This is a genomic window from Plantibacter cousiniae (nom. nud.) (genome assembly GCF_977070315.1).
Genome location: NZ_CDRVEU010000002.1, coordinates 55235 through 67776 on the forward strand (window position 1 = coordinate 55235; position 12542 = coordinate 67776).

At 60.1% G+C, this 12542-nt stretch carries 13 protein-coding genes; all 13 read left to right on the plus strand.

Annotated features, from left to right (window positions below):
- The first annotated feature begins 192 nt into the window (after positions 1-192).
- Complete coding sequence (locus ACW55A_RS03925) at positions 193-891, plus strand: phage minor tail protein L (protein WP_498810793.1); 699 nt, start codon at positions 193-195, stop codon at positions 889-891.
- 2 nt (positions 892-893) lie between these two features.
- The gene (locus ACW55A_RS03930) at positions 894-1676 is read left to right on the plus strand and encodes a C40 family peptidase (RefSeq protein WP_498810791.1); all 783 of its coding nucleotides are present in this window, start codon (positions 894-896) and stop codon (positions 1674-1676) included.
- A complete protein-coding gene (locus ACW55A_RS03935; protein WP_024639076.1) occupies positions 1673-2260 on the plus strand; it encodes a tail assembly protein in 588 nt (195 codons plus the stop codon). Before ACW55A_RS03930 ends, ACW55A_RS03935 begins: the two co-directional genes overlap by 4 nt.
- 54 nt (positions 2261-2314) lie before the next feature.
- Positions 2315-6067 carry a TipJ family phage tail tip protein gene (locus ACW55A_RS03940; RefSeq protein WP_498810790.1) on the plus strand — a complete coding sequence of 1251 codons (3753 nt, stop codon included), beginning with the start codon at positions 2315-2317 and terminating at the stop codon, positions 6065-6067.
- Positions 6064-6384, plus strand: coding sequence for a hypothetical protein (locus ACW55A_RS03945; protein ID WP_498810789.1), 321 nt, complete (start codon positions 6064-6066; stop codon positions 6382-6384). The genes ACW55A_RS03940 and ACW55A_RS03945 overlap by 4 nt, the downstream gene beginning before the upstream one ends.
- The gene (locus ACW55A_RS03950) at positions 6384-7070 is read left to right on the plus strand and encodes a hypothetical protein (protein ID WP_498810788.1); all 687 of its coding nucleotides are present in this window, start codon (positions 6384-6386) and stop codon (positions 7068-7070) included. The genes ACW55A_RS03945 and ACW55A_RS03950 overlap by 1 nt, the downstream gene beginning before the upstream one ends.
- A gap of 24 nt (positions 7071-7094) precedes the next feature.
- Positions 7095-8411: a tail fiber domain-containing protein gene (locus ACW55A_RS03955; RefSeq protein ID WP_498810787.1), complete on the plus strand. Its 1317-nt coding sequence runs from the start codon at positions 7095-7097 to the stop codon at positions 8409-8411.
- A 64-nt stretch (positions 8412-8475) separates the two neighbouring features.
- Positions 8476-9009 (plus strand): glycoside hydrolase family 19 protein, encoded by a 534-nt coding sequence (locus tag ACW55A_RS03960; protein ID WP_498810786.1) that lies wholly within the window; start codon positions 8476-8478, stop codon positions 9007-9009.
- Positions 9006-9419 carry a ubiquitination-like system serine protease family protein gene (locus ACW55A_RS03965; RefSeq protein ID WP_498810784.1) on the plus strand — a complete coding sequence of 138 codons (414 nt, stop codon included), beginning with the start codon at positions 9006-9008 and terminating at the stop codon, positions 9417-9419. Before ACW55A_RS03960 ends, ACW55A_RS03965 begins: the two co-directional genes overlap by 4 nt.
- Positions 9419-9949 (plus strand): DUF2514 domain-containing protein, encoded by a 531-nt coding sequence (locus tag ACW55A_RS03970; protein WP_498810783.1) that lies wholly within the window; start codon positions 9419-9421, stop codon positions 9947-9949. The genes ACW55A_RS03965 and ACW55A_RS03970 overlap by 1 nt, the downstream gene beginning before the upstream one ends.
- A 289-nt stretch (positions 9950-10238) precedes the next feature.
- Positions 10239-11033, plus strand: a complete 795-nt coding sequence (locus tag ACW55A_RS03975; RefSeq protein WP_498810782.1) for a DNA adenine methylase — start codon at positions 10239-10241, stop codon at positions 11031-11033.
- A 47-nt stretch (positions 11034-11080) separates the two neighbouring features.
- Positions 11081-11299 carry a hypothetical protein gene (locus ACW55A_RS03980; RefSeq protein WP_498810781.1) on the plus strand — a complete coding sequence of 73 codons (219 nt, stop codon included), beginning with the start codon at positions 11081-11083 and terminating at the stop codon, positions 11297-11299.
- Entirely contained in the window at positions 11296-12540 is a 1245-nt protein-coding gene (locus ACW55A_RS03985) for an SGNH/GDSL hydrolase family protein (RefSeq protein ID WP_498810780.1), read from the plus strand. Before ACW55A_RS03980 ends, ACW55A_RS03985 begins: the two co-directional genes overlap by 4 nt.
- The last annotated feature ends 2 nt before the right edge of the window (positions 12541-12542 follow it).

Below are 12542 nucleotides of genomic sequence, written 5' to 3' on the forward strand. Positions count from 1 at the left end.
ACCGCGCTGAAATTGGCGCATCCCCGGTCCGTGGGCTTGCAGGCAACGGACCGAGGCGGTTCGTTGGAGGCGCAAAGCTACTACGTGACCTGAAGGCGGTGTTACTGTCCTTTTGTCCACGCTGTACAACCGATCAGCTGCCGTTCAATCCCCTGACCCCGCCAAGTGCGTGGTTTTTCGTAGGTAACCACCATGATTTACAGCGCGGACATCCAGAAACTGGAGCCCGGCAACCAGATTCGTCTGTACGAACTGGATGCGACGAGGCTGGGAGCCACGCTCTGGCGCTTCCACGGGCATGAGCATGAGGGCGACATCATCTGGCAGGGCCAGTTGTATTCGCCTATTCAGATCGAGGTCACCGGCTTGGACATCCGTGGTGATGGCCGCCCAGCCACCCCCAAACTCAAGCTGGCCAACGAGCTGTCGGGCATTCCGCGAGCAGTGTCAGCGCTTTGCCTTCAGTTCAAGGACCTCGCTGGCGCGGACTTCAAGGTGATCGAAACCTTCAAGCACTTCCTGGATGCCGCGAACTTCGACGGCGGCAATCCGGATGCTGCTGATCAGAGCCGCACCAGCCTGTGGAGAATCGAGCAGAAGACCGAAGAGAACTTTTCGGCGGTCGGCTTCGAGCTTTCCAGCCCCATCGACATGGAAGGCCAGCAGCTGCCGTCCCAGCAGATCACCAAGTTGTGCCGCTGGGCGATGCGCGGCCAGTACCGGCAGGAGGCCTGCGCCTACACAGGCACCGCGTATTTCGACAAGAAGAACGAACCCACCGACAACCCTGCGCTTGACCGCTGCGGGGGCTGGTGGAGCAGCTGCAAGTTGCGCGGCAATACCCGCCGGTTCGGCGGCTCAATGGGCGCAAGCCTGATCGCCAAGGGATAACCATGCGAATCAATCAAAAGCTTCAGGATGCCATGCGGGCGCACGCCGAGCAGTCACACCCGGCCGAGGCCTGCGGGCTTCTGATCAAGACCGAGGCCGGGCGCGAGTACGTACCGTGCGGCAACGTGGCCACCAACCCGCTGCAGCACTTCCTGATCGACAAGCACGACGCTGCGGCGGCAGAAGACAGGGGCGAGGTACTGGCCATCGTGCACAGCCACCCGGACCGCGCCGCAACACCGAGCATGACCGATCTGGTCAGCTGCGAGCTGCATGAATTGCCTTGGGCGATTGTGGGCTGGCCTGGCGGTGACATTCAGTGGTTCAAGCCGAGCGGGTTCCAAGCCCCTTTGCTGGGCCGGGACTTCTCGCATGGCCTGCTCGATTGCTGGTCGGCCTGCCGCGACTGGTACGCCCGCGAGGCCTCACTGCCGCTGCCCAACTTCGAGCGCAAGGAGCTGTGGTGGGAAGATCCGGACAGCCCCAGCCATTACGAAGATAACTACGAGTCCTGCGGCTTCGTCCGGGTCGAACAGCCCCAGCGCGGCGACCTGCTGGTGTTCCAGATCCCGACCGTGGGCAGGCCTTGTCACTTCCCGAACCACGCCGCGATCTACCTCGGGGCCGATGCCAGCCTGCACAGCGAGGACGCGCCGGCACTGGGCGGGTCTGGTCCGTTCATCTATCACCACATGCCCGGTCGCCTGGCTGCCCGTGAGGTCTACGGCTGGTCGATGGCCAACCGCGTGAAACTAATCCTGCGCCACAAGGAATACACCCCATGACCATGCGCACCATCGTGCTCTACGGCGTTCTGCGCAAGCATTTCGGCCGGGAGTACCGCATCGATGTACACAGCGTGCGCGATGCCGTGAATGCCCTTTGCGCGATGAAGCCTGGCTTCGAGAAGTTTCTGCGGACCGGCGAAGAGCGTGGCTTGGTGTTCAGCGTCTTCTGCGGCAAGCGCAACGCCGGCGAGGCCGAGTTCGATATGCAGGGCAGCGACAACACCGATATCCGAATCGTGCCGCTGATCCAAGGCAGCAAGCAGGCTGGCCTGTTCCAAGTGGTGCTGGGCGTCGCGCTGGTTGTGGGCGGCCTTGTCTCCGGCGGTACGAGTACAGCGCTCGGCCTCGGCTTGCTCGGTGCGGGTGCGGCGACAGGTCTTGGCGGCGTGGTGCAGATGCTTTCGCCGACGACGACCGCCAGCGTCGGCAGCAACAACGACGATGGAAACAACCCCAGCTATGGCTTTGGGGGCGCGGTGACCACCGTTGCCCAGGGCAACCCCTATCCCGTGCTCTACGGCGAACGAGAGATCGGCGGTGCCGTCGAGTCGGGCGGGATTTACACACAAGATCAGATTTGATCATCAGGTAACACCAGACCCGCTTCGGCGGGTTTTCTTTTTTCTGGGGGCGGTATGGCAAGTGCGGTAGCAGCGCGAAGCATTCGCGGGAGCAAGGGCGGCGAGGCCACACAGAAGCAGCCGACGATTGCGTTAAACAGCACAGCTTCCATTGCCACCGCGCGCATCGTCTACCTGTGGAGCTGGGGGCCGATCGTTGGGCCAGTGGACGGCCTGCGCTCGGTGAAGCTCGACGGTACTCCGTTGGTGGCCGAGGACGGGACGGTCAACTTCCCGGGCGTGAAATGGCAATTCCGCAATGGCGAGCTGAACCAGCAGCGTCTTGAGGGCATTGCCGAGTCCAGCAACGAAGTCGACGTAAACCAGCAGTTGCTCAGCACCACACCTTACCTGCGCACCGTGAATAACCCGGTGCTGGATGCGCTTCGCATCCGGTTCAGCTGGCCACAGCTCCAGTCTCAGGACCAGAGCGGCAACATCAACGGCGTGCGCATCGATTACGCCATTGACCTGGCCACCGACGGCGGGCCGTTCGTGCAGGTGCTCGCGGACTACGTAGACCGCAAGAACGTCACCAAGTACGAGCGCAGTCACCGGCTCAACTTGCCTGCGGGCAGTCGCTGGACCATGCGCGTGCGCCGGATCACGCCGGAGGCCAACAGCTCGCTGATTCAGGACAGCATGTTTATCGAGGCGGTCGCCGAGGTCGTAGATAGCGATCAGGAGTTTCCGCTTACCGCCGTGGGCTGCGTGGAATATGACGCCCAGCAGTTCGGCGGCGATATCGCCAAGATCGCGGTGTTGATGCGCGGGCGCATTGTGCGCGTGCCGACCAACTACGACCCGGAGACGCGGACCTATGCAGCGTCCGGCGCGGGTACCAGCAACGGGATATGGGACGGTACGTTCAAAGAGGCCTACACGAATAACCCGGCCTGGGTGTGCTACGACATTGCACTGAACCCGTATTACGGCCTCGGACACCGGATCGATGCCACGATGGTGGACCGCTGGAACCTGTACCGCATTGCGCAGTATTGCGACCAGATGGTGCCGAACGGTATGGGCGGCATGCACCCCCGGATGACTTGCAACATTTACCTGCAAAAGCAGGCGGATGCTTACGCGGTGCTGCAGGACCTGTCGGCCATCTTCCACGGCATGAGCACCTGGGATGGCAGCCAGATCACGTTCAACGCCGACATGCCAGGCGACCCGGTCTACACCTACAACCCGTCGCAGATCCTGAACAACGGTGAAATCCAGTATTCGGGCACCCGGGCGCGCGACCGTCACAACTTGGCAATGGTGACCTGGGACAACCCTGACCAGAGTTTTGCGACGGACAAAGAGCCTGTCTTTGATGACGTGGCGATGGCCGAATCTGGATCGGTCAACGAACTGTCGGTGGACGCCTACGGCTGCACTTCCCTCGGGCAGGCGCAGCGCGCTGGCCAGTACGCGCTGATCACCGAACAGACGCAGACAAGGCCCGCGACCTTCCGCGTCGGCCTGGACGGCGGCATTCCGAAGACAGGGCAGATCATTGCCGTGGCTGACCCCATGCTGGCCGGTCGTGCTAACGGCGGTCGGATCAGCGCGGTGGCGGGGCGCGTCATCACCGTTGATCGCGACATCGATCTTTCCACCGGTGCCAAGCTGCGGGTGAACTTGCCGAGCGGGAAGACGGAGGCGCGGGTTATCACCTCGCTTACCGGTCGGCGGGTGACTGTTGCAGCCAGCTTCAGCGAAGTGCCAGAAGCCGAATGCGGTTGGATACTCGAATACGACGACCTGAAAACCATGCAGTTTCTGGTGCGCAACATCACGCGCCCGGAATGGCACCAGTACCAGCTCGAGTGCATCCAGCACGAACCGAGCAAGTTTGACGCTATCGACTTCGGCGCCGTCGTGGACATCCGCCCAATCAGCGGCATTCCAGTGGGCGTGCAGGCTGCGCCAGGCGCGGTGTTTGTGACCCAGCACGTTGTGATCGAGCAGGGGATCGCGGTTACCAACATGACCATCAGCTGGGACGCTGCGCCAGGCGCGGTTGCATACGACGTGGAATGGCGCTGGGGCTCGCGCGAGTGGGTCAAGGTGCCGCGCACTGGCGAGCAGTCGGTGGATGTGCCGGGTATCTACTCCGGCCAGTACATGGCCAGGGTGCGCGCTGTCAGCGCCTTGAACGTCTCGTCCTTGCCTGCCACGTCGCTGCTGACGAACTTGCAGGGCAAGACCAGCTTGCCACCTGCCGTCACGTCGCTGACTGCCGCGTCGCTGATCTTCGGCATCAAGCTGAAATGGACCTTCCCACCAGGCGCAGAGGACACGCAGCGCACTGAAATCTGGTACGGGCCGACGACAGACCTGGCCAAGGCCACGAAGCTCAGCGACCTGGCCTACCCGCAGTCGGAACACGTCATGCAGGGGCTGCTGGCGGGTGTGACGTTCTTCTTCTGGGCGCGGCTGGTGGATCGGACCGGCAACGTGGGTCCGTGGTATCCGACTGGCGTGGGCGTTATGGGGCAAAGCGGCAGTGATGCAACCCCCGTTCTTGGTCTATTGACAGGCCAGCTTACGGAAAGCCAGTTCGGCGAGCATCTGCTTGGCAGGTTCGACCTCATCGACGGCGATGGGCCTGGCTCCGTTAACGAGCGCATGGAAGAGCTCAAAGCCAATATCGGCGAAATCACCGACGCGCTGGTCTATGTGTCGACCGATGCCTATGTGCGCGACAACACCGTGCGCGTGGGCGATAACCTCTGGACGGCCATTGATCCAGTTCCTGCCAAAGCAGACGGGTCAAACGGCCCGCCGAACCCGCTGTACTGGGTCAACACCGGCCAGTCGATCCGGGCGGCCAATGCCCAGGCCGCGCAGGTCAGCAAGAACACCGTCGATATCTCGAAGGTTGACGGCAAGACCACGGCGACCGCCACTCAACTGAATGCTCTGCAGGCGTCGACGAGAGACGACAACGTCGAGGGTGAAATGGCCGCGGCGCTGAAAGCTTGGGAAGACACAGCCAACTACGCGCAGGAGGTGAGGGTACGGACAGAAAATGACTTTGCGCAGGCTCAGCGCACCACCTTGCTTGATGCTCGGGTGGCGGGCAACGAAGCAAAGATCAGCATCGTTGAAACAGCACAAGCCACGGACAGGGAGGCGACTGCACAGCAGATCACGAACCTGACGGCGACGGTTACCACGAACCAGACAACGGTTCAGGCAGCCATTCAGTCCGAAGCGTCCACGAGGTCTAACGCCGACGGTGCGCTGTCTACCCGGATTGAGACGGCGCAGGCAAAGGCCAACGACGCGACCGTTGCGGTTCAGCAGACAACCAGCGCGCTGGCCACCACCAACAACAAACTGGCCGGGATCTGGTCGGTGAGGATGGAGCTCACACAAAACAACATCCCGTACGCCGCCGGTTTCGGTCTTGGACTTGAGAGCGGGGCGGCAGGCACGACCTCGCAGTTCGTGGTGAGGGCCGACACGTTCCTGGTGATGAATACCAGCTCGCAATCGCCGCAGTCGTTTTTCGGCATTACTGGCGGCCAGACATTCATTCAGTCGGCGTTCATTCAAGACGGAACGATTACCAACGCAAAAATTGGTAGCTACATCAGTTCGACCAATTACTTGGCCGGGCAGAGCGGCTGGATTCTCAACAAAAACGGCACGCTCGAAATCAACGGTATGGTCGCAGGGGGCGGAAGATTGGTTATCACAAACCGCTCTGTTCGCGTGTATGACCAGAACAACGTCAAGCGCGTGCAACTCGGAGATCTCAGTGAATGATCAACGGAATGATGGTATGGGGCGCAGATGCTGCGCTTCAGCTGGACGAGAATTCGTTCACGATCCGGGTTGTGCTGTCGACGCTCGTTACCTTCTCTGGCACCACAAAGACCAGTCAGGACTTTGCTGTGCCGGGTGTCGGGCCGGGTAACGGTGTGGCAATCGTGATTCCGGCTGGCGCTTACGACGGTAATCAGAGGCAGCACGAAACGGAGCTAGTTGACGGTATCGCGAGGGTTTACAACCACACCAGAACTTACGGCTCAAGCACGGTTTCAAACGGCACCATGCGGCTGCTTGTCATGAGGTTTTCATAATGGCGGAAGCATATGGCCTGGAGTTTTCCAACAACAGCAATGTCGTAGTTCTCGATTCGCAATACGCGCGCCTGATGGTGATTGCTTCAGGGCGCTATCAGCCCACCGAGGAAAGCGGGCTTGGCTCAACCACCTACTTTCCTCGGCCTGTTACGTCACAAGAGCCGCCCCTAGTGTTTGTGCGGCCTGACACCGTTAATGCGGTTGCAGGCCTTTGCATGATGCGCCTTATCGGATCGGCCGGTAACTGGACGGGGTTCTATGTGCGGGCGTATGACGTGAACACCGCTCAACCCAATGGCCGCTATTTCGTCGCTCAGTTCGCCGCCCAGCCTGTGGCTGACTTTGGGATGCGGCTATGGGATGGCGCGACCAACTTGCTGTTTGATTCTGGTACTTCAAGTGCGAACGTCACTCGCTCGTTCCAATCGTGGACCTATGAGAGGTTTGATTACACCAGCCAGAATCTTGTCAGGTGTTATTACTCAGTACCATTTAACTTCCCTGAGAATGAATATCTATTGATTAATTCGTTCGGCATGGGACTGAACTCGGGCAGTGCCATATCGCGGGCACTGTATTGCTGGTGGGACTTTCCGAACTCAAAACTTTACGCAATCACTATTGCCGCAGCCAACCCAACAGCGTTCTTTCTCCCGGCAGTCTTCGCAAAGATGAATGTCTGACAAACCATTAAGTGAGTAAATCATATGCCTTGGTCGAGAAACGGCACAGTAGCCGTTACCCAAAATTCCACGACTGTGACCGGCACCGGCACAACGTTCACGTCCTCAAGGATCGGCGATGCGTTCAGCGGACCAGACGGGCGCCGTTATGAAGTGTCCAACATTATCAGCGAAACCGTTTTGGCGATTCTCCCTGCCTATACGGGCGCAACTGTAAGTGGCGCTGCCTATTACATCGAGCCAGTCCAGGGTTACCCAAAGGCGCTGACAGATGCGTTCAATGCGGTAAATCAGCGCTGGGGTAATACACTTGCGGGGCTGGGCAGCACCGGTAATTACGACACGCTTCCGGTAGCCAAGGGCGGTACTGGACGCGCGGACGGACGGGTTCTTTTTTCTGAGGTCGGGGTTCAGCAGGCCAGCGCGCTTTACAACGTGCAAGGCATGTACATGGGCTGGAACTCTAATTCTCAGGGTGAAGGCCACTTCGTTGTAAACCGTGGCGGCGGTGCTGGCGGGTTCACCTGGCGGTCAGTGAATGCTGGTAATACAGCCACCGGGCCAGCAATGACGTACAGCTACGAAGGGTTGCTTACGGTTTCGTCGCTTTCTGTGACTGCTGCCCCGATCAGCATTGCATCAGGCGGCACTGGCGGCAACAGCCAGACTACAGCGCGTAACTCGTTAGGTATCGGCCCGGCCTCTGCTCCCACGTTTGCGGGCTTGGAACTCAGCAACAACGCTCCCTATATCGACTTTCATTACAACAACACTACAGCAGACTATGACGTCAGGCTGATCAACCAAACAGGGGGCGTGCTGACACTACAGGGTGCGATGCAGATCACAGGGAGACTTGAGTCAGCAGGCACCTGGTGCAGGGCAGGGCTGAGCGCCGGTCGTGGCGGAACTGTCTACAACTACAACTGGACCGGCTCTAACGTTGACGTCTGGATCGACAACACCTACGTCGGGACCATGACGCTGTTCGGGTCTGACTACCGGTTCAAGAAGTACATCGCCAACGCGAAAGTGCCGTCGTACCTTGATCGCATCGATGCTTACAGGATCGTCACCTACCAGCGCAAGATATTCGGCGCGGTCTTTAGCGGCGATGGCACCACCTACCAGGGCCTGATTGCCCATGAGGCCCAAGAGGTAAACCCGCTGGCCGTTACGGGTATGAAGGATGGCACTGACGAGAGCGGCAACGCACGTATCCAGCAGCTCGACCCGATGGCCTTGATCACCGATCTGATGGGAGCCGTCAAGGAGCTGCGCGCCGAGGTTATAGCGCTAAAGGCTGCTGCACAGCCAGCGCCCGAATCTACCGCCGCGTAACACCCGCACAGCAGCACCCGCACCCCGCCATCGAGCGGGTATTTTTTTGCCTGGAGAAACATCGATGCCGATCACCGCGCAGCAACTACTGCAGATCCTCCCGAACGCCGGCCAGAAAGCCGGCATTTTTGCACCCGTCCTCAACACGGCGATGAGCAAGTACCAGATCGTTACGCGCCTGCGCATTGCGGCATTCATCGCCCAGGTTGGTCATGAGTCCGGTCAGCTGCGTTACGTCCGCGAGATTTGGGGGCCAACTCCGCAACAGCTGGGTTACGAGGGGCGCAAAGACCTGGGCAATACCGTGCCTGGCGATGGCTCCAAATACCGTGGGCGCGGCCTGATCCAGATCACTGGGCGGGCAAACTACGCGGAGTGCGCCGAAGCGCTGGGCCTGGATCTGATCAACCATCCCGAATTGCTCGAGCTGGCGCAGTACGCCGCGATGTCGGCGGGGTGGTTCTGGCACCGGGCCGCGCTCAACACTCTGGCCGACAAGGGCGACTTCTTGACCATCACCAGGCGCATCAACGGCGGCACGAGCGGCTTGGCTGATCGGCAGGCACTTTATGCGCGGGCGCTTGAGGTGCTGGCATGAGCGCGATTAAAACGATAGGCCGCTGCTTGGGTATGGGGGCGGATGGTTCGGTCTGGTTCTTCTGCAACGGTTGCAACGGTCCGCAAAGCATAAAGGTCAACTCCCCGGGAACGCCGGGGCCGAACTGGGGATACAACGGCAACCCCGATACGCCAACCTTTACGCCTTCTGTGCTGGCTCGAACGACAGGTGCGCCGGATGGGCGCAGCGTGATGACACCAGAAGAAGAGGCCGAGTATGACGCGATTTACGCGAAAGGCGGTCGAGAGGCGGTTTTCACCAGCCGATTCGGAAAAGTCTGCCACTCATTCGTAACAGAAGGTCGCATCCAATATCTCGGTGACTGCACGCACGCACTTGCCGGTCAAACGGTCGATCTGCCGAATTGGGAGGAGTCATGGGCGCGCTGATGAGTGGATTCTCATACCGGATCGGCGGCCTGCTGCTGATCCTGCTGGCGCTGGCCGGGGCGTTGTACGGGGCATACCTGCACGGCGTGACCGTCACCGATCTGGCCTGGAAGGCGAAGTGGGCCGAGGAAGTCAGCAGCCAATCCGAGGCGGTGGCCACCACGACCACTGAATACCGAACCGAAGAGCAACGCCGCCAGAAAGCGGCCAACCAGGTGGCAAACGATGCAAGACAAGAACAGACCGCTGCGCTTACTGATGCTGCTGTCGCTGACGCTGCTGGCGACCGGCTGCGCGTCGAAGCCGGAAAGCTGGCAGCTACCGCAAGTTGCGCCCCCGGCGATACCGGCGCTGCCGAACGAGGCAAGGCAGCCAGCCGCGCCGCCATGGTGCTCTCCGAACTGCTCAGCAGGTCTGACGCGCGAGCGGGAGAGCTCGCTAAATATGCTGACTCAGCCCGAATAGCCGGCCTGGCGTGTAACCGCTTTGTCGAAGAGCTATCCAACACCACCAATTCAGCCAGGCCGTAGGCCGCCGGGGAAGCACTGTGCAGACGACCATAAAGCAAGAAGCCCACACCCGCGCCATGAAAGATCGGCAGACGCTGTACGTCCGAGCGAAAGGCTCTGGCGTGACACGTTGGAAGCCTGATTAGAATTAGTGCTTCACGCACAAAAGGAGCGGCTGGTAAGGATGCGTCAACATCCGTTCCAGCCACCGAACCGCAGACTATTCCTGCAAGTCCAGCCAAGGCCCCCGCTCTGTGCACAAAGCGCGGCGAGCCTAGCACCTGTTTATCCATACAGTAAAGGCTTGCATATGACTAACCCGATTGTTCCCTGGATGGGCGGCAAGCGCCGCCTTGCCGACCGCCTTATCCCTCTTTTCCCGCCACATGAATGCTATGTCGAAGTTTTCGCTGGTGGAGCTGCCCTGTATTTCATGCGGCCGCAGGCCGCCCCTGTTGAGGTTCTAAACGACATAAATGGTGAATTGGTCAGCTTGTACCGAGTGGTGCAGAACCATCTCGAGGAATTTGTACGCCAGTTCAAATGGGCGCTTAGCTCCCGACAAGTGTTCGAGTGGCAAAAAACGACACGCCCTGAAACTCTCACTGATATTCAGCGCGCCGCCCGATTTTTCTATCTCCAGCACCACGCTTTCGCGGGCAAGGTTACTGGCCAGACGTTTGGGACCGCGACCACCGGTCCTGCCATAAATCTGCTGAGGATTGAGGAGAACCTCTCTGCAGCTTGGCAGAGGCTTTCTGGCACATATGTCGAAAATCTTCCTTGGCTGGAATGCGCCGAGCGTTACGACCGCGCGCATACCTTTCACTACATGGATCCCCCGTACTGGAAAACCGCTGGCTATGGCGTGGATTTCCCATTCGAAAATTACGAGCGAATGGCTGATTTCATGCGGAGATGTAAAGGCAAGGTGATGGTGAGCATCAATGATCATCCGGACATCAGGAAGGTTTTCGACGGCTTCCATTTCGAGCAAGTGGATATTCGCTACACCACCTCGAATCAGCGACAAGGCAAGAGCGAGGTCAGTGGGGAGCTCGTGATAATGAATTGGGAGCCGTCTGCGCTTGGGGGCTTGTTCTAAGGCTTCGCTCCGTATTTCTATCCGTTCCAATCAGCCCTGGAGGCAAAATGCAGACATCGATTAAACAAGAGACCTACGACCGCACGATGAAAGTGACGTTGGCAGTGACGGCGAACGGTGGGTCCGTGACGGTCCAGATCCAGGCCGGTGATAACTGGATCACCACCGACACGTTCTGGAAAGACGGTGGCTATCAGTTAAGCTTTCCGCCGGCGACCATCCGCATCGTGCCCTCTGCTGGCGCTGCGTTTGAGGTGTACGCATGAGCCTTCTGGTCAACCCTATTCCACGCCGCCAACCTATAAGGCGTGGCCTGGGCCTGCTCGGCGATAGCTTCTCTGGCAACTGCCACACCATCGCGGCGACGGCGTTCGGTACCGAGGCCTATGGCTATGCGGGCTGGATCGCGGCGCGTACCGGCCTGTTCCCGAGCTACGTCGACAACCAGGGCAAGCTCGGCGACCACACCGGGCAGTTTCTGGCCAGGCTGCCGGCCTGCATTGCGTCGTCCACTGCCGATCTGTGGCTGCTGCTGTCGCGCACCAATGACAGCACCACGGCAGGTATGAGCCTGGCCGACACGAAAGCCAACGTGATGAAGATCGTCACCGCGTTCCTGAACACGCCCGGCAAGTACCTGATCGTCGGCACTGGTACGCCGCGCTTCGGTAGCAGGGCGCTGACCGGGCAGGCGCTGGCCGATGCGATCGCTTACAAAGACTGGGTGTTGAGCTACGTCAGCCAGTTCGTGCCGGTCGTGAACATCTGGGACGGCTTCACCGAAGCCATGACCGTGGAAGGCCTGCACCCGAACATCCTGGGTGCCGAGTTCATCAGTTCGCGGGTGGTGCCGATCATCACCGCCAACTTCGAATTCCCCGGCATCCCTCTGCCCACGGACGCTGGCGACGTTTACTCGGCCATCCGCCCGTTCGGTTGCCTCAATGCCAACCCGCTGCTGGCGGGCACTGGCGGCGCGCTACCGGCTGGCGTGAATGCTGTGGCCGGGTCGGTGCTGGCGGACGGCTACAAAGCCGTTGGCTCTGGCCTGACCGGTATCACCACGCGGTGGTACAAGGAGCCTGCCACCTATGGCGAGGCGCAGTGCATCGAGCTGCGTGGCAACATGGCGGCGGCGGGCGGCTACATCTACATGCAACCCACGGCCAACGTGGTACAGACCAATTTGGCGGCAGGCGACGTTATCGAAATGGTGTCGGCGGTCGAGATCGACGGCTCATCGCGCGGCATACTGGCCTGGGAGGCTGAGTTGACCATCACCAAGACAGTCAGCGGTGCTTCGTCTACATCCTACTTTCGGTCGATGGACAAGTACCAAGAGCCTTTCACCATGCCGGCCAGCTTTTCCGGGGCGCTGGAAACACAGCGCGGCACGATTGACCTGAGTGAAACCGTGATCACGTCACGCATGGGCCTGTATCTGGCAGCAGGCGTGCCGCAGGACTCGACGGTCAAGGCCGCGCAGTTCGGGATACGCAAGGTGTAGGC